The sequence below is a fragment of the Pyxidicoccus fallax genome (genome assembly GCF_012933655.1).
GTDB lineage: Bacteria > Myxococcota > Myxococcia > Myxococcales > Myxococcaceae > Myxococcus > Myxococcus fallax.
Window position 1 is genome coordinate 26459 of sequence record NZ_JABBJJ010000004.1, and the last position, 23778, is coordinate 50236.

17 protein-coding genes are annotated in these 23778 nt (G+C 69.7%); 10 read left to right on the plus strand and 7 right to left on the minus strand.

All coding sequences use genetic code 11. The annotated features are described in order from the left end of the window. Positions 1–32: 32 nt before the first annotated feature. Together HG543_RS01385 and HG543_RS01390 are read left to right on the plus strand one after the other, a co-directional pair. A complete protein-coding gene (locus HG543_RS01385) occupies positions 33–608 on the plus strand; it encodes a hypothetical protein (RefSeq protein ID WP_169342797.1) in 576 nt (191 codons plus the stop codon). Positions 609–716: 108 nt separating this feature from the next. Next, on the plus strand, positions 717–1382 hold the full coding sequence (locus tag HG543_RS01390; RefSeq protein WP_169342798.1) for a DUF4386 domain-containing protein: 666 nt from the start codon (positions 717–719) through the stop codon (positions 1380–1382). Here HG543_RS01390 and HG543_RS01395 read toward each other — a convergent pair. Beyond that, the gene (locus HG543_RS01395; protein WP_169342799.1) at positions 1360–1965 is read right to left on the minus strand and encodes a Crp/Fnr family transcriptional regulator; all 606 of its coding nucleotides are present in this window, start codon (positions 1963–1965) and stop codon (positions 1360–1362) included. The two genes, HG543_RS01390 and HG543_RS01395, sit on opposite strands and share 23 nt — an antisense overlap. A 242-nt stretch (positions 1966–2207) precedes the next feature. On the opposite strand from HG543_RS01395, the gene HG543_RS01400 reads away from it, so the two are divergent. Both HG543_RS01400 and HG543_RS01405 read left to right on the plus strand, forming a co-directional pair. Further along, positions 2208–2639: a PPC domain-containing protein gene (locus HG543_RS01400; RefSeq protein ID WP_246356677.1), complete on the plus strand. Its 432-nt coding sequence runs from the start codon at positions 2208–2210 to the stop codon at positions 2637–2639. A gap of 474 nt (positions 2640–3113) precedes the next feature. Beyond that, positions 3114–4352, plus strand: a complete 1239-nt coding sequence (locus tag HG543_RS01405; RefSeq protein ID WP_439332595.1) for a Kelch repeat-containing protein — start codon at positions 3114–3116, stop codon at positions 4350–4352. Here HG543_RS01405 and HG543_RS01410 read toward each other — a convergent pair. From HG543_RS01410 to HG543_RS01425, 4 genes are all read right to left on the minus strand, one after another. Beyond that, on the minus strand, positions 4303–5103 hold the full coding sequence (locus tag HG543_RS01410) for a tetratricopeptide repeat protein (protein ID WP_169342801.1): 801 nt from the start codon (positions 5101–5103) through the stop codon (positions 4303–4305). The two genes, HG543_RS01405 and HG543_RS01410, sit on opposite strands and share 50 nt — an antisense overlap. Next, positions 5100–6959, minus strand: a complete 1860-nt coding sequence (locus HG543_RS01415) for a serine/threonine-protein kinase (protein WP_343073244.1) — start codon at positions 6957–6959, stop codon at positions 5100–5102. The genes HG543_RS01410 and HG543_RS01415 overlap by 4 nt, the downstream gene beginning before the upstream one ends. Positions 6960–6998: 39 nt before the next feature. Next, the gene (locus HG543_RS01420) at positions 6999–10127 is read right to left on the minus strand and encodes a Kelch repeat-containing protein (RefSeq protein WP_500690496.1); all 3129 of its coding nucleotides are present in this window, start codon (positions 10125–10127) and stop codon (positions 6999–7001) included. 523 nt (positions 10128–10650) lie between these two features. After that, a complete protein-coding gene (locus HG543_RS01425; RefSeq protein ID WP_169342804.1) occupies positions 10651–11973 on the minus strand; it encodes a hypothetical protein in 1323 nt (440 codons plus the stop codon). A 398-nt stretch (positions 11974–12371) separates the two neighbouring features. Here HG543_RS01425 and HG543_RS01430 point away from each other — a divergent pair, with 398 nt between their 5' ends. The 3 genes from HG543_RS01430 to HG543_RS01440 are packed head-to-tail and all read left to right on the plus strand — an operon-like array spanning position 12372 to position 15254. After that, positions 12372–13292, plus strand: a complete 921-nt coding sequence (locus tag HG543_RS01430; RefSeq protein ID WP_169342805.1) for an SGNH/GDSL hydrolase family protein — start codon at positions 12372–12374, stop codon at positions 13290–13292. Between the two features lie 28 nt (positions 13293–13320). After that, complete coding sequence (locus HG543_RS01435; protein ID WP_169342806.1) at positions 13321–14079, plus strand: PDZ domain-containing protein; 759 nt, start codon at positions 13321–13323, stop codon at positions 14077–14079. A 14-nt stretch (positions 14080–14093) separates the two neighbouring features. Next, positions 14094–15254 (plus strand): alkaline phosphatase PhoX, encoded by a 1161-nt coding sequence (locus HG543_RS01440; RefSeq protein WP_169342862.1) that lies wholly within the window; start codon positions 14094–14096, stop codon positions 15252–15254. Between the two features lie 152 nt (positions 15255–15406). On the opposite strand, the gene HG543_RS01445 is transcribed toward HG543_RS01440, so the two are convergent. Both HG543_RS01445 and HG543_RS01450 read right to left on the minus strand, forming a co-directional pair. Continuing rightward, complete coding sequence (locus tag HG543_RS01445; RefSeq protein ID WP_169342807.1) at positions 15407–16636, minus strand: lanthionine synthetase LanC family protein; 1230 nt, start codon at positions 16634–16636, stop codon at positions 15407–15409. A gap of 84 nt (positions 16637–16720) precedes the next feature. After that, the gene (locus HG543_RS01450; protein ID WP_169342808.1) at positions 16721–16891 is read right to left on the minus strand and encodes a hypothetical protein; all 171 of its coding nucleotides are present in this window, start codon (positions 16889–16891) and stop codon (positions 16721–16723) included. 394 nt (positions 16892–17285) lie between these two features. Here HG543_RS01450 and HG543_RS01455 point away from each other — a divergent pair, with 394 nt between their 5' ends. From HG543_RS01455 to HG543_RS01465, 3 genes are read left to right on the plus strand one after another with little or no spacing between them, the layout of a single operon-like run. Further along, on the plus strand, positions 17286–20597 hold the full coding sequence (locus HG543_RS01455) for a lantibiotic dehydratase (RefSeq protein ID WP_246356679.1): 3312 nt from the start codon (positions 17286–17288) through the stop codon (positions 20595–20597). Continuing rightward, entirely contained in the window at positions 20594–21559 is a 966-nt protein-coding gene (locus HG543_RS01460; protein ID WP_169342809.1) for an efflux RND transporter periplasmic adaptor subunit, read from the plus strand. The genes HG543_RS01455 and HG543_RS01460 overlap by 4 nt, the downstream gene beginning before the upstream one ends. Further along, positions 21552–23777: an ABC transporter transmembrane domain-containing protein gene (locus HG543_RS01465; RefSeq protein WP_169342810.1), complete on the plus strand. Its 2226-nt coding sequence runs from the start codon at positions 21552–21554 to the stop codon at positions 23775–23777. The genes HG543_RS01460 and HG543_RS01465 overlap by 8 nt, the downstream gene beginning before the upstream one ends. Position 23778 lies beyond the last annotated feature (1 nt).

Genomic DNA, 23778 nt, shown 5'->3' on the forward strand with positions numbered 1-23778 from the left:
GGCTGCATCCTGTTTCAAGGAGAGTTGCAACCATGCCTACCAGACTCATTCCCGCGCTTCTGACAGTGCTCTGCGGTTGCTCGACGACCGCGACGATTTCCCTCATCAACGGAGGGCGGGTCGAAGCGAAGATTCAACACGGCACCAAGGACGCGCTTGTCCTCAAAACAGTGGCGGGGGTGGAGGTCCCCGTTCCACGATTGGAGATCTCCGACATCGACCACCCTGGAAATGGCGACGCGGTGCTTGGCGGGCTGCTCAGTGCCTATGGCGCGCTGAACATCGCGACGAATTTCGAGACGTGTCGTGAACTCCGTGGCGACGCCCGTACCCCCTATTGTATCGGCACCTTCCTTCCCGCCTCGGTCGGCGTCCCGATGCTCATCTGGGGGTTGACGACCTGGGTCAGCTCCAGGCTCGCGGCGGCGAGCACCTCCCCGTCCGGGTACACCGGCGTCGTGCCGTCCCTGCCTCCCTCCTCGCCGTTCGACTTCTCGCCTTCTGGCGACAGCCGTGTCCCTGGCGAGGCGCCTGATGACTATCGGCCGTCAGGGCGCTCCGAGGGACTCGAAGGGGGAGGGCGCGCGGGTGGGAAGACGGGCACGTAGCACCTCCGTCGCGTGAGAACCGGTTTATTGACCCTCATCAATGCGGGCGAGGGCGCCCCCTCCTACTCTCGAGGCCACAACGTCGCTGAACGTTCTGGAGCCCTCGCGATGAACACCCCCCGCCTTCATTCCCGCTCCCTGGGAGCTCTCTTTCTCCTTCCGTTCTTCGCCTACGGCATCGGCACCGCGCTCGTCACCTCCGTCCTGAAGGAGCCGGAGCACCTGGCCGTATTGGCCGGTCAGAGGACGCCGTTCGTCGTCGGCGCGCTGCTGCTCCTGTTGAACTCCCTCATGGTCGTCGGGATTGGCGTGCTGTTCTTTCCGATACTCCGCGAGCGGAGCCCGAGCGTTGCCCTCGCGTATGTCTGCACGCGGGTCATGGAGGCGCTGGTCCTCACCGTCGGAGTGGTGTTCCTTCTGTGCATCCTCCAGCTCGGAGAATCCGCGCGGGGGCAGACGACGCCGGAGCTGGTGACCCTGCTCGAACTTCTCTCGAAGGGGAACTTCTGGGCGTACCAGCTCGCGATGATCATCCTGGGGGTCGGCAGCGTGGCGTTCTGCCTGTCGCTGTACCGCTCCCGGCTTCTTCCCTCGTTGCTCCCGCTGGTGGGCGCGGTGGGCTACGGGCTTCTGGCGCTGGGGGCGGTGCTCGAGCTCTTCGGGCTGCCGTGGGGCATCCTCTTCTCCGGGCCCGGGGGCCTGTTCGAGCTGTTCCTCGGCGGCTGGCTCATCGCGAAGGGGTTCCGGACGGTCACCCCTTCCGTCGCGGCGTAGCCGGCTTGCCGCGCGTGGCGATACGCTTTCGGATACGGCTCAGCGACTCGGGCTTCACGCCGATGTAGCTGGCCAGCTGGTACTGGGGAATCCGCTGGAGGATGTCCGGCCGCGTCTTCGAGAGCCTGAGATAGCGCTGCTCCGGGGTATCGGTGAGATAGGACGCGAACCGCTCCTGCTGTTCCGCCAGGACCTTCTGCATCACCATTCGGGAGATGCTCTCGAAGCGAGGGAAGCGTCGATAGAGGTCCCCCTCGCGTTGCTCGGTGCCCACCACCACCGTGGTGTCTTCCGCGCAGACCAGGAAGTGATCCGCCGGGGTCTGGTTCATCATGCTGTGAATCGAGAGGACCCATTCGTCCTCGGTGAAGAACCCGTTGCTCCGCTCTTCACCGTCGACGACGAAGTACTGGCGGACGCAGCCCTGGAGGACGAAGTAGGCCTCGGTGCAGACCTGGCCCGCCATGAGCAGGTGCGTGCCTTTCGGACAGGTCTTCACCACCATGCTGTCCAGGATGGCCTGGGCTTCCTCGTCCGACAGAGGAGAGATGCGGCGGAAGTAGTCGACGAGCTTGTTTTTCATGAGCGCACTGTGAGACCGGCGGGAGCCCCATCATCCCACCGGGCCGGCGGACGTGGTCCGAAAAAGCCCGGGTCGCGATCGCATGGGGGTTCGAGCAGGCGGCGGGGCAAGCGTTGCCACCGCTGGATTGACGTCAGCCAGGGTCGTGGTGCTTTGGACCCATACATTGCCTGGTTGGAGGTGAGGCCTGCTAGGGATGGCATCGCCATGGCGCCACACTTCCGCCTGGCAGGAGAACGCACTTGGTTCGCATCCGTTTCGTTGCTGCACTGCTGTTCGCCATGCCCTTGGCCGCCTGTGGCGTGGAGGATGCGGACTCAGCCGTCGCTACCACTTCGGCGCAGGCGGCACTGATTGAGGACCTCTGCCAGCCGCTGGACAACGGCGTCACCGTCACAGGACTCTCCGCCACTCGATTGGGAAGGCAGTACTTTTGCCTCGACGTGCCGGCCGGGCACGCTTCGTCCTACGTGATGTCCGGCGGCACGGGGGACGCGGACCTGTACGTGAGTGTCGGTGCGGCCCCAACGACCACGAGTTACAATTGCCGTCCGTACCGCAGCGGCAACAATGAGACGTGCAACATCGCTCCTCAATCGAGCGATCAGCGCATCTACATCATGCTGCATGGCTTCTCGGCCTACAGCAACACCACGCTCACGGCCAGCTACTGAACCGCGGCTTCTCTCTGTGGTTCCGCGCTCCGTGCACCACGACGGCACCGCGAACGGGGATGAACTGAGCCGACCGCGCCCACGCCGCCGCGCTTCGTGGCGCTCGGCTCGACGCGGGCACAGCTTCCGAGGCTGCTCGCCTCATCTCCAGCCCGGCTGGCATCCCTCATGGCCAGGCAGGCCGTGGTGTCCCCTGATGCCGGGGCGCTAGACTCTGTCGAAGCCTCCCAGGCCGCGGGCCAGGAGATGGCTGGAATGTCATCGCAACAGGAACCACTCATGACTGTCCTCACGCGTCCCGGCCGTGCCGGGCGTGCCTCTGCTCCCACATGGTTGGCGGGGTTGTTGGTCCTCGGCATGACGGGGTGCGAGCCGAGCGGAGAGGTCCTCCTGTGCACTCCAGGCCAGAGGGAAGCGTGCTACACGGGCGCGCCGGCTACGGAGGGCGTGGGCACGTGTCATGCGGGGTTTCGCATGTGCAATGCCGAGGGCACGGATTGGAGTGCTTGCCAGGACGACCTGACGCCCCGTCCGGAACATTGCACCAACGGCCTTGACGACGATTGCAATGGACAAGCCGACGATTGCGCCTGGAGCCAGACGCAGCCCATGAAAGCGCCTCGCCACATGCACCAGGCGCAGGTGCTACCCAACCACGAGGTGCTTGTGACAGGGGGAATGGGTCTGGACAACCTGATCCATGACTCCGCTGAGTTGTACGACCCGGTCTCCAGGGAATGGTCGTACACCGGCTCCATGCGTACGCCCCGTCGGTACCACACGATGACATTGTTGCCGAATGGCAAGGTGCTCGTCGCCGGAGGACTCGACGGCGAGAAGATGGAAGCGCTCAACTCCGCCGAGGTGTACGACCCCGAGACCGGGCACTGGTCGGACACTGGCGCCATGGAGAATGCGCGCCACTTCCACACGATGACATTGTTGCCGAACGGCAAGATGCTCGTCGCCGGAGGACGCAGCAAGAAGGACGGCGGTGACGCGCTCGACTCCGCCGAGGTGTACGACCCTGAGACCGGACACTGGTTGGAGACCGGTGAACTGCACACGCGTCGCTCCTCGCACACGGCAACGGTATTGCCGGATGGCAAGGTGCTCGTCGCAGGGGGGAGAGCGGCGGATGGCAGCTATCTCGATTCCTCCGAGGTATACGACCCTGTCACTGGGAAGTGGGTGACCTCGGGTCGCATGAAGGCGGCTCGTTCCCTTCACGCGGCGGCGCGATTGGGCAACCAGGTACTTGTCGCAGGGGGGGAATACACCTCCACCCCCAGCATCAATTGGTCGGTCCTCCCCCTCGATTCCTCCGAGTTGTACGACCCGCACACCGGGAAGTGGTCGATCACCGCCGCGATGAACACGCGTCGCACGAACTACAGGTTGCTGCAGTTGAGCAGCGACCGCGTGGCCGCCGTGGGCGGGTACCGCCGCCTTTCCGGCTCTCTCGACGGCCCCAGCAGTGCCATCCATGCCGAGGTGTACGACCGGAATACGCAAACCTGGACGGCCACGGCGGCCATGGGGCGCGTGAGAGGTGAGAGCGCGGCCGTGGTGCTGGATGATGGCCAGGTGCTTGTCTGCGGCGGATACGACAACGAGAGCATTCTCCCGCCAGAGAACCTGAATCTCGACGAAGCCCTCCTGTTCAGGGAAGCTGTAGATCAAAGCCGAAGCCCAGTCCCGCCTGGGCCGTGACAGCGAAGCGATAGCGGTCCTTCCTCCCGAGGAAGAAGTACTCGCCGCTCACGTCCGCCAGGGCCACCAGGCCGGCTGGCAAGGCGAACCGTGCGCCCGCCAGCGGGCCCGCGCCATGGCTGTCGAGGCCCGGAACGAGGCTGGCTCTCAGGCCCAGGAGGGCTTTCATGCGCCTGTCGCCGAGCAGTACACCTCCCTGGACGTTGAGGACCGGAGCGGCGCCGAGCATCACCCGGAACCCGCATTCCAGCCACTGCCGCTGATAGGCAAGGCCGGCGCCCACCGTCCAATCGCGAGCCATGCTCTCGTAGAGGCCAACCGCCTCCGGCCGCAGGTGGAGCGAAGCCCGGGGGCGGCTCCGCAGCGCCTCCTCCTGCGCCCTCCGCTCAATCTCCGCGGCACGTGCGGCGAATGCCTGCTCGGCTTCCACCCGCTGGCGGACGATGTCGGCCATCCCCACCAACTCGGGACGGAAGCGCACAGGGTCCACCCGCTGCTCGGGGTGCTCGCGCGCGAGCAGCTCCAGGTGCTCGCGCGCCTGGTCCACCCGGCCCAGGGCATACAGGGATGCCGCCAGGTAGACGCGCATCAGCCCGCGCTTCTCGGAAGACAGCTCGGGAGCCTCCAGTGACTGCTGGAAGCCCTGGACGGCCGCCTCGTATTCACCCCTCTCATAGAGTTCGATGCCTGTGGGGGTGGCCCACGCGGGCAGGCCAAGGAGCAACAACAGCAGCGGCAGGTGGCGGTTCATGGATCGGGCTCGGAGGAGTCCTGGGCTGGGGACGTGAAGTCCACCGTGTGCGAAAGGCTCCCATTGGGAGGGATGACAACCTTCCGCCGGTAGGGCGGGAAGGCGGGATTGCGCAGCTCGAGGACATGCTCGCCCGCGGGCAGTGGGTAGCTGTGCAGCGGCGGCACGCTCCCTCGGAGTTGGTCATCCACCCAGACATCCGCCCAGGCTCCCTTCACTGTGAGATGGAGGGTCCCGGCCGCGGCACGCTCGGGAGCCGGCTCGGGTGAAGCGGTCGGTGGTGGCGGCGCGGCGGCGGTGGCAACAGAGGGCTGTGCGGCCACCGGCGCCTTTCGCTTCCGGGCTGCCGGGGCCGTGCGCACCGGGGAACCTGGATGGGTGGTGGCCACGGGCGCGGGCTCACGCGCTGGAGGGGCTTGGAGCTCGGTGCCAGGCGCACCGACGGCAGGTGCGGTCGGGGCCTGTTGGGTCGCCGGGGGGACGCTCCCGACGGGCGGAGCGGAGGCCGCCGCGGGCACGGGCTCCGTGGGTCCGCGAAGCGCCATGAGCCCGGCCCCCAGCGCGAGCGCGAGGAGCCCGCCCGCGGCCGCGCTCCAGCGCCTTCGAGCCCCCTGTGGAGCAAGCGCTCCCGGCGGCCGCGAATCGCCGGGCGGCGGCGGGAGTGTGGCGGTCGTGGCATCGGCGGTCGCCACACCGGATGCGGGAGGAAGGGTGGAGAGGAAGCGACGGGCTGGCGTTGGGGAAGACCTCGCCCCTTGTGGAAGCAGCGCCCTCAGGGCCTCCGCCACCTCGATGGCCGTGGACGGGCGCTGATGGGGCTCCTTGGCGAGCAACCGCAGGACCAGCGCATCGGCTTCGGGAGGCAGTTCGACGAGCGACGAAGGCGCTGGCGGTGGGCTCCGCAGGTGGTGGGCGACGATCTCCATCGGCGAGCGGCCCGAAAAGGGCCTCTTCCCGGTGAGCAACTCGAACGCAATCACGCCCACCGCATACAGGTCGGTTCGAGGCCCCACCGCCTCGCCACGCGCCTGCTCCGGAGCCATGTACAGGGGGGTGCCGACGATGAGGCTCGAGTGGGTCTGGCTCGTGGTGCCATGGGGCACGTCCGTGCGCTTGGCCAGACCGAAGTCCAGGACCTTGACGTATTCGGCGCCGTTGGACTGCCGGGCGATGAAGATGTTGCTCGGCTTGAGGTCGCGGTGGATGACCCCCTCGGCGTGAGCGGCCGAGAGCGCGTCGAGCACCTCGCACAGCACCCCTCCCGCCTCGGCCAGGGTGAAGGGCGCGCGCTTCTGGATGACCCGGTCCAGCGAGTGGCCCTCGAGGAACTCCATGACGAGGTACTGGCCAACCCCCGGCTCATGGCCGAAGCCATGGACGTCGATGATGCCGTGGTGGCGGATGGCGCTGGCCGCGCGGGCCTCGGTCAACAGGTCTCGGGCATGGGGGCCGCGTGTCAGCTCCTCACGGATGAGCTTGATGGCCACCTTCCGGCCGATGGTGGCGTGCTCGCCCTCATAGACGACACCCATGCCTCCGCTGCCAATGTACCCGCGGACCACGTACTCGCCGAGCCTCCGGCCGCTCAGCGCACCGGGGCTCTCAGGGGCTGGAGGCACCGGGCCGGGCTCGAATCCGGCAGGCTGTGCCCGGGCCCCGGCGGGGTGCAATGTCTGGGTTGGCTCGGACGGCATCTTGTCAGCGGCGGGGCAGCCCGGGTGAGTGCACGTGACAGCCGCATCGGGCAGGGGCGTGCCACAAAGGAGGCAGGAACGGGGGGCGAGCCGAATCATTGTCGAGTGCTTCGCCCGCCGGAGCGTACTGCAGGCGTGAAAGCCCGACGAGGCAGGGGACATCCCCGACTGCCTGACTGCCTGGCCGGGCTCCCAGGGACTTCACCGTGAACGCCGACGCCTCAGCAGCCCCACCCACAACAGGGCCCAGGGTCCTCCCAGCCACGTCAGGGAGCCACCGGCGGAGCAGCCCGCATCGTAGTAGCCGCGCATGTCGAGGACCGTCCACTCATGCGTGGCGGGTGACGCATCCTGGCGATCCGTGCCAGCAGGCTCCCGGTCACGGGCTTCATCAATGGCACGCACCGCGAAGCGATGCGGCCCCGGGCTCATGCCCTCGTGGCGTACGGGGCTGCGGCACTCACTGAAAGGAGCCCCATCCAGGCTGCACTCGTAGCGTTTCACGTCGCTGGCATCCGAGACGAACGAGAAGGTCGCGTTGGTGGCACGGGTCTCCCCGCTCACGTTCGAGCGGAGGAGGACAGCGGGGGCCTCGCGGTCCACCGTCCAGGAGTACTCGACGAGGCTCTGGTTGCCCGCCGTGTCCGTGGCGCGCGCCCGGAAGGAGTGGTCGCCATGCGCCAGGTCCGTGAAGGGCAGGGCGGCGGCACACGGGGTGAAGGAGGCATCATCCAGGCTGCACTCCAGGGACGTCAGGTCCTTGGCGGTGGAAGCGCACGAGAAGGCCATCCGCGTCTGGAGCGTGGGCCCGGAAGGCGGCTCATTGCACTGCACCGAGGGAAACTGGGCGTTGTTGATGCGAATGACCTGGCTGGCCGTCATGCCGCCCGTGGTGACGCTCAGCACATAGCGCCCCCCGGGAAGGACTGGCAGTTCTGTCCGGACGGCAGTGTCCGACCATTCCGAGGAAGCCCAGGGCAGGAAGGGGGCCCACAGTTGGTTGTCGAGCGAGCGCAGGGACAGCAGCGGCGAGTTGCCAGGTGATGACCCGTTGCCGCTGCTGCTTTCCGGCTGGTTCCGGAAGCCAAGCCCCTCGATGAGCACCTCGGCACCCGGCTCCAGGGAGGCGTCGGCACCCAGGGGCCGGATGGAGAGGCCCGGGAGCTCCCGGTGGTAGCGCTCCTCGTACACCTCGGCCAAGGAAAGGCCGCCATCCTCACCTTCACCTCCCACGATGAGCGGAGTGCCATCGAGCAACACCACGACCGCGTGTCCGGCATGGGCTTCCCGCATGGGCTCGACCTGGGACCACTTTTGCGAAACCGGGTCGTAGACCTCGGCGGAGCTGAGCGACTGGCGCTCCGCCCCCTCTTTTTTATAGCCACCCGTCACCAGGAGCTGGCCCGTGGGGAGCAGGGTGGCCGTGTGCTCGGCGCGAGGCGAGGTCATGGTGGCAGCGGTCTGCCAGTGACCCACGCCCCCATCAGGAGCTGGCGTGTACAGCTCCGTGGTGTCGAGGCTCTCGCCCCCCGTTCCATATCCGCCTGTCACGAGGACCTCCCCACTAGGGAGCAGGGTGGCCGTGTGGGAACGCCGGCCGCGGCTCAGGGGACCGGCGTAAAGCCACTCATCCTGGAGGGGAGCGTAGAGATAGGTGTGATGCTGGGGCGACTCCTGAGCCGCTCCCCCCGTCACGAGGACCCTGCCATCTGGGAGCAGGGTGGCGGTGTGGTGGGTGAGTTTTGTTAAAGGATGGGAATTGTCTGGCACCGGCATCTTCATGGCAGGCGCCCAGCGCCCGCCATGGTCATCCGGCGTGTACAGCTCGGCCGTGTCCTTGAAACCCGAGTCCCGGGTGTATCCGCCCACCATGAGAACCTTCCCATTCGGTAGCAAGGTGGCGGTATGAAAGCTGCGGCCATTCCGTGGCGTCGTCCCGTCGGACCAGGTCTGGGTGGCGGGATCGTAGAGCATGGTGGAGTTGAGGAGCCCGCCATCCGCGAACTCGCCGCCCATGACGAGAACCTTGTCGTTGGGCAGCAGGGTGGCCGTGTGCCCGCGGCGAGCCTGGTTCCTGGCTGCCACGGACTGGCGGGACCAGGTGCGCATCACGGGGTCATGCGCATACTCCTCCGACGCCACACCTCCGTCACTCTCGGGGAGCCCATCGACCACCAGGACTCCGCCGCCAGGCAGGAGGGTGGCGGTGACCCCGCTCCGATGCGCATCCATCCCGCTGACACTGGACCAGCCGCGGTTCGACGGATCGTAGAGCACCGAAGATGAGAGGACCTGCCAATTGGTACTGGTGGCACTTGCGCCGCCCGTGATGAAGACCCTGCCGCCAGGCAGCAGGGTGGCGCAGTGGCCGACCCGACTCTCGGGCATCTTCATGCTGAGCCAGGTGCCCGAGTCGCCTGCCTCCGGGAGGTACACCTCGGCGGAGTCGAGGGGGCCGGTGCCAGCACTTCCCCCGGTGACCAGGAGCCTGGAGCCGGGGAGCAGGGTCGCGGTGTGGAAGGCCCGGCCGGCTTCCAGGAATTGGCTCATGCGAGACCAGCTGTTGGCCGCCGGGTCATACAGCTCGGCGGAGAGGGGGCTCGTCACTCCAGAGGCGGTCATGAACGGCAGGACCACCCCAATCTTGTTTCCATCGCCTCGTCCCCAGCCCCCCACCACGAGGACCTTTCCATCGGGCAACAGCGTGGCGGTATGTGCGGCCCGGTCCTCGAGCAGGGGCGCCGCGGCGTCCCTCCAATGGTCACTGGTCGAATCGTAGAGCTTCGCTGTCTTGACGATGCTCGTCCCGGCCCAGGTGATCTGACCTCCCCCGTCCCATGGCACCACCAGCGTGTCATCAGGATTCCCGGTCTTCGCCATCCCGCCTGTAATGAGGACCTTCCCCCCGCGAAGCAGGGTGGCGGTGTGGAAGGCCCGTCCCTCGTTCAGCGGATCCTTCGTTCGGGTCCAGCGGTTCTGGCTGGGGTCATACAGCTCCGCGGTGGAGGGGAACTCGCCATCCAGAGACACTCCCCCCACCACGAGCACCTTCCCATTCGGTAGCAAGGTAGCGGTATGGTAGGCACGCGCCTCGTTCAATGAATCCGCGACCTCCCATTGCTGGGTGACCGGATCGTAGAGTTCGCAGTGCCGGATGGCGGCCTCATTCGCCACCCCGCCGACGACGAGGAGCTTTCCATTGGGAAGCAAGGTCGCGGTGTGTGCGAACCGGTACTGGTTCAACGGCTTCAGCTCGGACCACGTGCCGGTGGTTGGATCATACCGGGCCGCGGAGGAGATGGAGTTGACGCGGGGGGGGGCCTGCGCCATGAGCAGCTCGACCCCGCCCGCGACGAGGATGCTGCCATCAGGCAACAGGGTGGCGGTGTGCAGGGTGCGAGTCTTCAGGGGCTCTCTATTGACTTCGACCCAGCCGGCGTCCAGGGAACTCGCGTGGGTGGCCAGGGGAGAGGCCTTGGCGCCCTGAAGCGGTTCGGAAGGTTGGATGCAGGCCACCAGAAGACACAGCAGGAGGGGAAGCTGTCTTAGCGGAAGGATTGCCATTGAATGGGCGACGGGAGGAGCAGAGGGGCGCGGAGAGCTGCTCGATGCCCGTGTGCTGGATGGCACCGCAAACCTCTCGGCTCCGTGCATCTTGCCCTTGTTCGGGGCAGGCTTGCCAGATGGGGCCAGAGGATGAGTCCACATACCCTTCCACGCGGGACTTCAAACCCACTCATTGAACCTTTGCCTGCCTGCTGGCCATGGGAGCACTGCGTTCCCATGGCCGCCTGCTTCGTCGGAGCTGCCTGCAACCTCTTGAGGAGGGTCCGCCTACCGCGCGGCTCGCGGCTCAGCGCGCGTTCTGCCCATTCAGGTGGACGAACCAGCCGCCGGGCCAGACTTCGAGCGGCTGGCGAGGGTCCTCGCGCCAGCGCCGCACCTGTTCGCGCCAGCGTGGCATGTCATCCAGGTGGCCGGAGTAGCGGCTCACCGCGAGGATGTTCACCCCAAGCGAGGCGGCGAGCAGCCCTCCCGCCACGAGGGCCCGTGCGCGCTCGAAGTGGCTCGGCCCCCAGCGCACGACGGCGAGCAGCAGCAGGTTCCACAGCACCCCGGGTGCGTAGAAGTAGCGCTCTCCGCCCCCCACGTTGATGTAGCCGGATTTGACCGTGCCAATCGAACCCACCAGACAGAGGACGGCGAGGACGAGCGCGCTCCCCAGGTGGAGGATGGCGGTGCCGCGCGGTTGGCGGCGCACCAGGAGCAGGGCCGAGAGGACCGCGACCGCCACCGCCACCGTGATTCCGATGTTGCGGCTGCGCACCTTCGTGGTGCGCTTCGCCTGGATGGACGCGACGACTTCTCGACCCCACTGGCTTCCGAGCACAGGCTCGACCACCACCCGTGTCCCCACGGCGGTGGCCACCATCGCAGGGTCGAACTCCGCGCGCCGCTTGGCATGCTCCGCCCGGCCGTGCCACACGACCCCCGCTTCAAGCAGCGCGCACACGGTGAGCAGCGCGGCCTGTGCCGCGTGCTCGCGCCGGCGCCGCCACACCGCCCGAAGCAGGTAGAGCGGCACGAGGAAGCAGGACACCGGCCCGGACAGTCCCGAGACGACCAGGACGAGGCGCCGTCCCCAGCGCGCTCCCGTCTCCAGGGGCGCCTCGTCCTCGAGCAGGATGAGCGCCGTGGCCAGGGCCAGGTGGAACTGCGAGTTGATGGTGTTGAGCAGCACCTCCTTCCAGGGCGGCGTCACCACCACCAGCGCCGCGGCCACCAGCCGGTGCCACGGCGTGGGCAGGAACGAGAGCCGGCCGAAGAGCACCAGCCACAGCGGCACGGCATGCACCAGGAGCGCAATCAGGGTGGTGACGAGCGGCGCATCTTCGAGCGGCACCACGTTCGCCGCGAGCTGGGCGGCCACGTTGTCGATGAGCGAGTAGTAGCCGAGCGCGGGCCGCCAGAGGGCGGAGCCCCCGTCGTTGAAGGCCATGGCGAAGTAGACGGTGGCCTCCTCCGCCCAGAAGCGGGGGTGTAGGAAGAAGATGGGGTCGCGCAAGGCAGTGGCAAGCAGCCCCAGGAGAAAGGCCAGCGTCAGGAGCCGGCGCTCACGGAGCGCGGCAAGCGATGCACCGTCCAGACGGAGCAGTGATGCGGATTGGGCTTTCACGAAGGTTCCCTGGGCTGCTGCGATGAATCGCGGCGCAGCATATCCATTTTCAGATGGAGTTCGCCACGCCGCCGCGAAGAACTCCATGCAGAAGCGCAGCTCCTCCCGATGCGGCCCAATCCGGGCCTTGAGTGCCGCAAGTGAGACTGGAGCAATGGCTTTCGCGCACCACGACGGAAACGCGAACGGATGCCCCGTGCCCGTAGGTGACGCACCCCGCGCCGTTCCACCTGCTCACCAGACGTCACCACGCCAGACTCCTGGCGTGGGGGACGGTCACTCGTGAATTCACGCGCCTGAACGCGTGTGGTGGGCAACGCCGTGCCCGAGCCGCCAGTTCGTTGCGCGCGGCCCTTCCTGTACACGCCGCGTCGATTCCACGGACTGGAGGAAACGGCGTGAACGCATTTCGAGTGCAGATTCTCTGCGGAGTGGCGGCGTGGCTCCTGGCGGGTGCATCGCTGGCGCAGCTACCCACCAAACAAGCCAACGTCGGTGACAGCATGTCCCAGGGCGCCGGCGCGGATGGGTGGCCTGGAGACCACCCCGAGCTGAGCTGGGTGCGAGGCACGTCCAGCAACGTCTACTCGGTGTTCATGCGCTATCAGGAGCTGGTGCCGTCCTTCACCCAGCAGCCCGAGTCCGTCTCGGGCGCCGAGATGGTGGGTGGGGGCAACAACTTCGCGGCCCAGGCGGCGCGAGTCTGCGCGCAGGAGGAGAAGCCGCAGACCGTCTCGGTCCTGCTCGGGTCGAATGATGTGTGCAACCGGCCGAGGTCCTCCAGCGCGGATGCCACCGCGAACATGTACTCGCTCGACACCTGGGTGAACGCGCTACGAGCGGGACTGGACCAGCTCGCGGCGTGCCTCCCGCCTGGCGCGACGGTGCACGTGCTGAGCTTCCCGCGGGTGGATTTCCTCTATAGCGCGGGGTACGCCAAGGGCCTGTGGTGCCCCTATGTCGTCTGGCCCGGCGCGGGCATCTGCCGCATCGTCACCGCGGAGAGGAGCGGCGCCCGGCGAGCGCAGATCGGCGCCCGCGTCAATGAGTACAACGAGGCGACCCGCGCCGAGGTCGAGCTGTACCGGGCCAACGCCGACGGCCGCAATCCAAGAGGCATCCACTTCGTGGCGGACTGGCAGGGCTCCATCGAGAACGGCTATGCCAACACCTCGGTGGGCACGTATGTCTTCCGCGCGGCGGACATCAACGGCACGGACTGCTTCCACCCCAGCGTGTCCGCGCAGAGAAAGCTGGCCTGCGTGGCATGGGCCTCCAATCCGCATGGCGCTGGCACCGCCTCGGAATGCCTCCAGTAAGTGCATCGCAATCACGGGGGAAACGACCATGAAAATCCTTTCCATGCTGACCTTGGGTATTGCTGTTTCAATGCTCTCCGCCTGCTCCACCGAGACGCTTCCGCGTGAGGGCAATACCGGGGAGGCGCTCCACACGGGCGTGAGCGAGGCGGAGCTCTCGATGTTGCTGGCGCCGGAGCCAGGCGCGACGGCGGCGGACTACGAGGCACGCACCCACCGGTATCGCCTCTTCGGAGTCCAGCTCAGTCAGGTCCCGTCCGAGTCCTTCGCGACGCTGGCGGAGACCTCCACCTGGGAGACTCGCAACCTGTACGTGGGTGAGTTGCTGGGCCGCAACCTCCGGGTGACGGCCATCACCCCCGAGGGCCTTCAGCTGACGGGGGCCGAGGGCGCCCGGGTGCTTTCGGTGGGCCGGGATGTGCCCCTTCGTGTCATCCACCATCGTTTCGACAGGGCCGCCGTTCATGAGGGCCGGCTCCACTGGCGGGTGAAGGGAGACGTGGTGGCACGGATTCGCGGCCAGTTCGGCCCGGCCGCACGGGCGGAGTCCGTGAAGGTGTTTCCGGAACCGGCCATCCGGCTCACCCACGTCCAGGAAGCTGGCGTCCTCGCGCGGCTCGGCTTCCGCGAGGGCGACCTGCTCTTCAGCATGAACGGGGAGCGGCTCACTCCCGACAACCTGGGCTCCCTGGCCGACCGGCTCACCGAGCCCGGAAGCACGGTGCGCCTCGAGGTGTTCCGCGAGTCCGCGTTCCAGACCCTCACCTTCACGGTGGACGGCCCATGAGCCAGCCCGGCGGAATGCGGCTGAACCGTCGTCACTTCCTTCACCTCTCCGCGGTGGGCGGGGGGGCCTTGGTGCTGGGCCCCGGCTTCTGGAAGAAGGCCTACGCGGCGCCGGCCCAGCCCGGACCGTGCCCCTATGGGGCCATCTCCGGCTCGGCGGATGTCAATGGCGTGCGGCTTCCGGCGGGCTTCGCCTCGCGCATCATCGCGCGCACGGGCGAGGTGGTTCCGGGCACGGGCTACACGTGGCACGGCAACCCGGACGGTGGCGCCTGCTTCGCCACGGGTGACGGCGGCTGGGTCTACACGTCCAACAGCGAGCTGCCCGTGGGCGGCGGGGTGTCCGCGGTGCGCTTCGACGGCGGCGGCAACGTGGTGTCCGCGTACCGCATCCTCGGCAACACCGTGAGCAACTGCGCCGGTGGCCCGACACCGTGGGGCACGTGGCTGTCCTGCGAGGAGTGGGACGGAGGCCATGTCTGGGAATGCGACCCGTACAATCCCTCCCAGGGCGTGCGGCGCAGTGCGCTGGGCACCTTCGCGCACGAGGCCGTGGCGGTGGACCCGGAGGGCCGGCGGCTGTACCTGACGGAGGACCGCGCCAACGGGCGCTTCTACCGCTTCACGCCGTCCAACTGGCCGTCACTGGCGTCCGGCACCCTGGAGGCGGCGCGCATTTCCGGTGACGCGCTGGCGGGCACCGCCAGCCTGAGCTGGTACAGGGTGTCCGCGTCGTTGCCCGCGTGGCTCCAGCTCGCGGGGCTCCGGACCTCCGCCTTCAATGGTGGCGAGGGCTGCTGGTACGACAGCGGCGTCGTCTACTTCACCACGAAGGGCGACAACCGCGTGTGGGCCCACACGCCAGCCACCGGGCGGATGGAGATTCTCTACGACGACAACATCTACCCGGACTCGCCGCTCACGGGCGTGGACAACGTCACGGTGTCGCGCTCGGGCGACCTCTACGTGGTCGAGGACGGCGGCGACCTCCAGATTTGCATCATCACCCCGGACCGGATGGTGGCGCCGTTCCTCCAGATCGAGGGCCACGGAGGCTCGGAAATCACCGGCCCCGCGTTCAGCCCGGACGGGCACCGGCTCTACTTCAGCTCGCAGCGTGGCGTGAATGGCCAGGGCCAGGGCATCACCTTCGAGGTGACGGGGCCCTTCCGCTGAGGCCCTTTCATGCGGTGAGCCGCGAAGAGAAGTCGCTGACCCAATCATGAGTCATGCCGGACCGTGGGCCCGCGCTCCCACCTCGGTGGGGAGCGAGGTCCACGGTCTGGCAGGGTGGGGCGCCGCCCGGAACACGCTGCCCGCGGCGCCGCTCAAAGGCCTCGCACGGAGAAGAGCATCGTCCGGTCCCACCCGGGCTCGATGGCCGAGGCCCCCGCCAGCAGCGCGAGTGCGACGCCCGTGGCTCCCACGACGAGGCCCGGCTCCTCGGTCCACCCGAGGCGCCCGTCGGGTTGCCGCCCTCGCGCACGAAAGCCCCCCACGCCCTGTCCCACCTGGTGCGAATCCAGCGTGCGTCGCAGCCACTGCCGCGCGGCCTCCCCCAGGGTGGCATCCCCGCTGGCCTGGTACAGGCGATTGAAGAAGTGCGCGAGACCGGCGGTGCCATGGCACAGCCCTGGCTCCTCGAAGCGGGCCTCCTCCTCCCGTGCCTCCCGTGCGGCGGCGCGCGCGAGCACCAGCGCGCGCGCCTCGCCCTCGGCGTCATCCAGAGCGCGCGCGCACCAGAAAAGCCCGAGCGCGACGCCGGGCGTGCCGTAGCACCAGGCGGGCCGGGTGCTGGCGGCGGGACCGGTCGGCGGGAGGTAGGCGGGAGCGCGGTGGGCCTCGCACTGCGCTTCGAGGAAGGTGCGCGCGCCCATCAACACGTCGCGACCGGCCGGCGTGAGCACCTCGGCGCGGTGTGCCCCCGCCAGGACCGCGAGCATCCCGGCGGCCCCGTGGGCGAGGCCCAGGTCCCAGGCACCCGACGGGAAGCGCTCGCGCTTGGTTGGGGGCAGGTGCTCGGCGGGAGTCCACCAGCCGCGGCCTTGCGGCGCACGCTGCGCGGCCTCGGTGAGGCGGACGGCGACGCGTGCGAGCAGCGCGCGCGCACGCGGGTCAGGCAGCCGCTCCAGCGCGTACACGCCCACGCCCGCCAGCCCGGAGATGAGGTCCAACCCGCGTCCCGGCGCGGGTGCGCCAGCGGCGACCTCCTCGAGCTGCTCGTCCACATCCTCCAGCCCGTCCGCGTCCGCTGCGTCCAGGTGGGCCAGTGCCCATGCGAGTCCGGTGAAGCCCCGGAAGAGCGACGCGTCCAGCGTGACGTCGGCCGCGCGGGCCGCGGCGGCCTCCAGCAGCGCCTCCGGCTCCCCCGAATCGAGCCCCGCGCGCGCGAGGTACGCGCTCAGCAGCGCCGCCGAGGGCAGGCCGTCGTCCAGGGAGGGATTGGCGCGGCGGAGGGCGCCGGCCCGAAGGGCCTCGTACACGCCCCGGGCGAGTTCGAGCGCTCGGAGACGCTCCGCGCCGTCGAGCACGGGATGCCAGGCAGGGGCAGAGGACATGGGGGGGACACGCGAGGCTCGACGGGCACCGGCCCACCGCGAGGGCGGGCCTCGGGGAGGGCGGTGCCGTTCGGCGTCAGCGCGCTAGCAGTAGCACCAGCTCTGCGCCGATCCATCACACATCGGCTCGGTGCTCGGCTGAGTACCGCCAGCGACGGCGTCCAGCAGGTTGAGCGCGCTGTTGTCCAGCGTGCGCACCGTCTCGCGCTTCAGCTTCAGCTTCGTCTTCTGGGGCTTCGGGTCCTTCTGGTCCATGGGGGGCTCCTTCGAAGGGATGCGCGAGGGCACGGGATGTGCCTCCGCGGCGTCAGGCTCGACGCGTGGCTGACCACGCACGACATCGTGGTTTGAGCCACGAAAACGATTATCAGCCTGGTGACGTGGCTTTGCCATAACCTCTTGCCGAGTCTGCTCAGACCCTGTTCTCGGGCGGCGGGCCGCGGTTCATGAACACACCTTGTTTCTGCCTTCGGCTCTACGGCGCTCCGCGTTACATCCGCTTCGGAGGCCGCGTCGCGAGCGGCTCAGGCGCTACGCAAAGGGGAGATGGGAGGCTGTTCCTTCGGCCCCACCGGGCGGGGGTTGGCATCGACGCTCATTTCGTGCATCCACTCACCCGGGGGCGCCGACCCTCCACCCGGGACCTTTCTTGAAACACATCAGACCTTTCACCGGAGACGCCGCCGCGTTCCGTGATGACGGCTTCATCGCCATCCGCACCCCGTTGCTGCCATTGGACGTGCTGGTGGAATGGAGCCAGGGCCTGAAGGCCCCCGGGGCCCGCCCAGAGGAGCGCGAGGCCGCGCTCGCCGAGGACCGAGCCCTGCTGCGCCAACGGCTGCGCGCGCACGTGGCCGACCCGGTGGTGCGCGAGGCGCTCTTCATCGCCTCGCCCTCCCTGGACGAGAGCCTGCCGGCGTGGCTGGAGCGGCCGGACTCGGAGGCGGGGCTGAAGGTGGAGCACACGCTGGTGCGCTACCTGGCGCGCATGGCGGGCCGGGCTACGCCCTTCGGCCTCTTCGCCGGGCACGCGGTGGGCAGCCTGGGAGAGGGCGCCGCGCTGCGCATGCGTGGGCGCTCCGGCATCCGCCGGCACACGCGGCTGGACATGGACTACGTCACCGCGCTCGTCGCCCACGTGTGCCGCTCGCCCGAGGCGGTGCGCGAGCTGCGCTACGTGCCCAACTCCAGCATCTACCGGGCCGGCGGCCAGCTCCGCTACCTGGATTCGCGGCAGCACCACCGCGAGCGCTCCTACCACCTGGTGGCCGTGGAGCCCGAGCCCGTGCTGGACGCCACCCTGGAGCGCGCCGGGGCCGCGCTGGGCGGCGTCTCGCTGGAGGAGCTGGCAGGACCGCTGGCGGCGGAGGCGGACGTGCCGCGCGAGGAGGCCCTGGAGTACCTGGAGAGCCTGGTCGCGGCGCAGCTCCTGGTGCCGGCCTGGGCGCCGCTCGTCACCGGCCCCGAGCCGCTGCCCGCGCTGCTGGAGCAGGCCCGCGCCATGCCGGTGCTGGCGCCCGTCTGCGAGAAGCTGGCCGCCGTGGGCGAGGCCCTCTCCCGCATCGACGCCCAACCCGTGGGCCTGCCGCCCGCCACGTACCGCGAGGCGGCCCGCCCGCTGGAGTCGCTGCCCGTGCCGCTGGAGATGTCCCGCCTCTTCCAGGTGGACATGTTCCGCGCCCCCGGCGAGGTGCGCCTGCCGCGCGGCGTGGTGGACGAGGTGCTGCGCGGCGTGACGGCGCTGCGGCGCATGGTGCCCGCGCAGGACGGCACGCACCCCATCACCCGCTTCAAGCAGCGTCTACAGGAGCGCTACGAGGGCCGCGCCGTCCCGCTGCTGGAGGCGCTGGACGAGGAGAGCGGTATCGGCTTCAACGCCTCGCAGGCCCCCGGCGCCGGCACCGGCCCGCTGCTGGCTGGCTTCCGCTTCCCCGCCGGGGCAGAGCGCGAGAGCCCGCGCTGGGAGCCGCGCTGGACGTACCTGCTGCACCGGATGGAGGAGGTGCGCCGGCGCGGTGCGCGGGAGCTGGTGCTCGACGAGGCGGACGTGAAGGCCATGGAGGCGCCGAAGGCCGCGGAGCTGCCAGAGGCCTTCGGCGTGGTGGGCTCGGTGCTGGCGGAGTCGGCCGCGGCGGTGGACGCGGGGCGCTTCCGCTTCCTCTTCGAGAACGTACACGGCCCGTCGGGCGCCGTGTACCTGGGGCGCTTCTGCCACGGCGACGCGACGCTGGAGGAGGCGGTGCGCCGCTACCTGCGCGCCGAGGAGGCCCTGCGCCCGGATGCCCTCTTCGCCGAGGTGGTGCACCTGCCCGAGGGCCGCGTGGGCAACGTCATCTGCCGCCCCGCGCTGCGCGGGCATGACCTGGTGTTCCTCGGGCAATCGGGCGTGGCGCCGGAGGCGCGCATTCCCATGTCGGACCTGTGGGTGTCCGTGGAGGAGGGGCGCGTGGTGCTGCGCTCCCACCGGCTGGGACGCGAGGTGATTCCGCGCATGTCCAATGCCCACAACTTCAGCGTGCACGGGCTGGGGGCGTACCGCTTCCTCTGCGCGCTCCAGTCCCAGGGGCGCGGAGGCCTGTCGTTCCGGTGGGGCCCGCTGGCGGACTCGCCCTTCCTGCCCCGGGTGGTGCTGGGGCGCGTGGTGCTGGAGCCGGCCACGTGGACCGTGCGGGCCGCCACGCTGCGGGCCTGGGGCGAGGCGCGCGGCGTGGCCCGCTTCGACGCCGTGCAGCGCTACCGCGAGGAGGTGGGGCTACCCCGCTGGGTGTGCCTGCGCGACGGCGACAACCAGCTCCCCGTGGACCTGGACAACGTGCTGTGCGTGGAGACGCTGGTGCAGCTCGTCCGCTCGCGTGCGGGTGCCACGCTGGAGGAGCTGCTGCCCGGCCCGGACGACGTGTGCGTGGAGGGCGAGACGGGGCGGTACACGCACGAGGTGGTCATCCCCTTCGTGCGCCGGCAGCCGGAGGAGGTGCCTTCGGTGGCGGGTGCGCGCGAGACGCGGCCCGTGGCGGCGCCCGGGGTCGTGAGCGGCGCGCGCGCTTCAGGTGCTCCGGCCAGCGCCAGCCTGGATGCGCCCTTCAAGCGCCGCTTCCCGCCCGGCTCGGAGTGGCTGTACCTCAAGCTGTACGCGGGCACGAGCACGCTGGAGCGGCTCTTGCGCACCTCGCTGCGGGAGGCCGTGCGGAAGGTGGAGGCCTCGGGCGCGGCGGACCGGTGGTTCTTCCTCCGCTACCACGACCCGGAGCCGCACGTGCGGCTGCGCTTCCACGGGGACCCGCGCCGGCTGGAGTCCGAGGTCTGGCCGGTGCTGCGCGAGACGTGCGAGGCCGCGCTGGCGGTGGACGAGGCGTGGCGCGTGCAGCTCGACACCTACGAGCGCGAGCTGGAGCGCTACGGCGGCCCCGCCGGCATGGAGGCGTGCGAGGCCCTGTTCCACGCCGACAGCGAGGCGGTGCTTTCCCTCCTGGAAGCCTACGCGGGAGACGCGGGAGCCGACGCCCGCTGGCGCCTGGCCCTCAGGGGACTGGACGGGCTGCTGGACGCCCTGTCGCTGAGCCTGGAGCAGAAGCTGGCCGTGACGCGGAAGCTGCGCCAGGGCTTCGGGGCCGAGCACAAGGTGGACAAGCGCTTCGAGGAGCAGCTCAACACGCGCTACCGTAAGGAGAGCCGGGCCCTGGAGGCGCTGCTGCGCGCCACGCCCGATGACGGCGGCCCCTGGCGCCCGGGGCTGGAGATCCTCCAGCGCCGGGCCGGGCGGCTGGCGCCGGTGGCCGAGGCGCTGCGGCGGGCCGAGGCGGCGGGCCGGCTCACCGTGCCGGTGGAGGCGCTGGCCGGAAGCTTCCTGCACATGCACGTCAACCGGATGCTCCCAGCCGACCAGCGGGCCCAGGAGCTCATTCTTTATGACTTCCTCTCCCGCCTGTATCGTTCGCGCCAGGCCCGGATGAAGCAGGCATGAGCGAGCCGCAACCACCCCCGCAGCCGCAACCGAAGCTCTTCCGCCAGGAGGCGCTGGACTACCACGCGCGCCCCGAGGCCCGGGGCACGCTGCTGCGCGTGATGCCCGCGTGGATGGACGCGGCCTGGTGGGTGGTGGTGGCGCTGGTGCTGGTGGCCGGCGTGGGCCTGGCGCTGGTGGACATCAACGACCATGCGCGCGGGCCGGTGCTGGTGCGCATCAAGGGCCTGGAGGAAGTCACCGCCACCGCGGGCGGGCGCGTCAGCCGGGTGCTGGTGCGCCGGGGCGAGCGCGTGCGCGCGGGTCAGCCGCTGGTGGAGCTGTACTCCAGCGGCGAGGCCGCCGACCGCCTCCGCGTGCAGGAGGAGTTCCGCTCCCGGCTGGCCGCGTGGCTGCTGGAGCCCCAGAACATGGGCACCCGGCAGGAGCTGTCCGCCCTGCGCGCGCAGCTCGAGCTGAGCGAGGCGCGCATGGGCGAGCGCGTGCTGAAGGCCCCGTGCGACGGCCAGGTGGGGGAGGTGCGCGTGCGGGAGCAGCAGTTCCTGGCCGTGGGCGAGGTGGTGGTGTCGCTGGTGCGCGAGGGCGCCGAGGCCTGGGCGGTGGCGCTGCTGCCCGGCCAGTACCGCCCCCTCCTGCACCCGGGCCTGCCGCTGCGCATGGAGCTGACGGGCTTTGCGTACTCGTGGCAGTCCCTGCAGGTGGCCACCGTCAGCGACGAGCTGGTGGGCCCCGCCGAGGTGCGCCGCTACCTGGGCCCCGGCCTCCAGGACGCGGTGAAGGTGGATGACGGCCCCGTCGTCGTGGTGGAGGCGAAGCTGCCCTCGGACTCGTTCCAGGCCAGCGACGGCACCTATGCGTACTACACGGGCATGCCCGGCCAGGCCTGGGTGACGGTGCGGGCCCGCAACGGCTGGATGACGCTGCTGCCCGTCCTGGAGCTGCTCGGGAAGCCACGTGACTGAGCCCAACGACTCACCTTCCTGGTCCGAGCGCTTCCCCGCGCTGGGACGGCTGGGCGCCACCCTGCGTCGCCGCCGCATTCCGTACGTGGCGCAGCTGACGGCGGTGGACTGCGGCGCCGCCTGCATCGCCATGGTGCTGGGCTACTGGGGCCGCCACGTCACCCTGGACGAGGTGCACGTCGCCGCGGGCCTCACCATCCGCGGCATCAGCGCCCGTGCCCTGCTGGAGGCCGGCCGCCGCTTCGGCCTGGTGGGCCGCGCGGTGCAGGCGGACATGGACCAGCTCGACCTGCTGGAGCCGGGCGCCGTGCTGCACTGGGAGTTCCGCCACTTCGTCGTCTTCGAGCGCGTGGTGCGCGGAGGCGTGGAGGTGGTGGACCCGGCCATCGGCCGCCGCTTCGTGCCCACCGAGCAGCTTCGCAAGTCCTTCACCGGCGTGGCGCTGCTGTTCGAGCCGTCGGAAACCTTCGAGACGGCGAAGCCCCGCCGGGGGCCTCGCCGCTACCTGCGCCTGCTCCTGGAGGAGCGGCCCGCCCTCTTGCGCGTGGCGGTGATGTCGCTGTTGCTCCAGCTCTTCGCCCTGGCGCTGCCGTCGCTCACCGGCGCGGTGGTGGACCGGGTGCTGCCCGGAGGGGACCTGCCGCTGCTGGGCATCCTGGGCGCGGGCATGGCGATGCTGGTGGTCTTCCAGTTCCTGTCCTCGCTGGTGCGCGCGCACCTGCTGTTGCAGCTGCGTACGCACCTGGACGCCCGGCTGACGCTGGGCTTCCTGGACCACCTGGTCCACCTGCCGTTCTCCTTCTTCCAGCTCCGCTCGGCCGGCGACCTGATGAACCGGCTCAACAGCAACACCACCGTGCGCGAGCTGCTCACGTCGGGCGCGCTGTCGGCGCTGCTGGACGGAGGCCTGGTGCTGCTCTACCTCGCGCTGCTGTTCGCGGGCAGCCCGCGCATGGGCGCGCTGGTGGCGGGGCTGGCGCTGCTCCAGTACGGCGTGTTCGCCTTCGCCGCCCGCCGGCAGCGCGAGCTGATGGCGCGGAACCTGGAGGTGAGCGCTTCCGCCCAGAACTACGAGGTGGAGATGTTCACCGGCGTCCAGACGCTGAAGGCCATGGGGCTGGAGGACCGCGCGGTGCAGCACTGGTCCAACCTCTACGTGGACGTGCTCAACGTGTCGCTGGAGCGAGGCCGGCTGCAGGCGCTCACCGACTCGCTCACCGCGACGCTGCGCATGGCCTCGCCGCTGGTGGTGCTGGCGGTGGGCACGCTGCTGGTGATGGAGGGCACGCTGACGCTGGGCGAGATGCTGGCCCTCAACGCGCTGGCGGCGGGCTTCCTCGTGCCCGTGTCCAACCTGGTGACCACCGCCTTCCAGCTCCAGCTGGTGGGCAGCTACCTGACGCGCGTGGACGACGTGCTCCAGGCCACCGCCGAGCAGGCCCCCGGAGTCACCCGGCGCGGCCACCGCCTCCAGGGCCGTATCGAGGTGGAGAACGTGTCCTTCCGCTACGGCCCCTACTCGCCGCTGGTGGTGCAGGACGTGTCGGTGACCATCGAGCCCGGGCAGTTCGTGGCCATCGTCGGCTCCTCGGGGGCGGGCAAGTCCAGCCTGGCGCACCTGCTCCTGGGGCTGTACCTGCCCAGCTCGGGCACCATCCGCTATGACGGGGTGCCGCTGACGGAGCTGGAGCTGAAGGAGCTGCGTCAGCAGGTGGGCGTGGTGCTCCAGGCGCCCTCGCTGTTCCGCGGGGACATCCGCCGCAACATCGCCTACGCGGACGCGCAGCTGCCGCTGGACCAGGTGCAGGCGGCGGCGAAGCGCGCACAGGTGCACGAGGACATCATCGCCATGCCCATGGGCTACGAGACGGTGCTCAGCGAGATGGGCTCCTCGCTGTCCGGCGGCCAGCGGCAGCGGCTGGCCCTGGCGCGGGCGCTGGTGAACAGCCCCGCCATCCTCCTCCTGGACGAGGCCACCAACGCGCTGGACGCGCGCACCGAGCGCGCCGTGCAGGACGCCATCGCCGAGCTGAAGTGCACGCGCGTGGTCATCGCCCACCGGCTGAGCACGGTGAAGCACGCGGACCTCATCCTGGTGATGAAGGGCGGCCGGCTGGTGGAGCGCGGCACGCACGCGGAGCTGCTGGCGCGCGGCGGGGACTATGCCGAGCTGGTGACCGCCCAGGACGGCGGCCCGGCCCGCAAGGCGGCGGGGTAGC

Coding starts and splice junctions, on each gene's coding strand:
- HG543_RS01385 (WP_169342797.1), top strand. CDS start 33: ATGCCTACCAGACTCATTCCCGCGCTTCTGACAGTGCTCTGCGGTTGC.
- HG543_RS01390 (WP_169342798.1), top strand. CDS start 717: ATGAACACCCCCCGCCTTCATTCCCGCTCCCTGGGAGCTCTCTTTCTC.
- HG543_RS01395 (WP_169342799.1), bottom strand. CDS start 1,965: ATGAAAAACAAGCTCGTCGACTACTTCCGCCGCATCTCTCCTCTGTCG.
- HG543_RS01405 (WP_439332595.1), top strand. CDS start 3,114: ATGTGCAATGCCGAGGGCACGGATTGGAGTGCTTGCCAGGACGACCTG.
- HG543_RS01410 (WP_169342801.1), bottom strand. CDS start 5,103: ATGAACCGCCACCTGCCGCTGCTGTTGTTGCTCCTTGGCCTGCCCGCG.
- HG543_RS01415 (WP_343073244.1), bottom strand. CDS start 6,959: ATGTCCCCTGCCTCGTCGGGCTTTCACGCCTGCAGTACGCTCCGGCGG.
- HG543_RS01420 (WP_500690496.1), bottom strand. CDS start 10,127: ATGGCGCAGGCCCCCCCCCGCGTCAACTCCATCTCCTCCGCGGCCCGG.
- HG543_RS01435 (WP_169342806.1), top strand. CDS start 13,321: ATGAAAATCCTTTCCATGCTGACCTTGGGTATTGCTGTTTCAATGCTC.
- HG543_RS01440 (WP_169342862.1), top strand. CDS start 14,094: ATGCGGCTGAACCGTCGTCACTTCCTTCACCTCTCCGCGGTGGGCGGG.
- HG543_RS01445 (WP_169342807.1), bottom strand. CDS start 16,636: ATGTCCTCTGCCCCTGCCTGGCATCCCGTGCTCGACGGCGCGGAGCGT.
- HG543_RS01450 (WP_169342808.1), bottom strand. CDS start 16,891: ATGGACCAGAAGGACCCGAAGCCCCAGAAGACGAAGCTGAAGCTGAAG.
- HG543_RS01460 (WP_169342809.1), top strand. CDS start 20,594: ATGAGCGAGCCGCAACCACCCCCGCAGCCGCAACCGAAGCTCTTCCGC.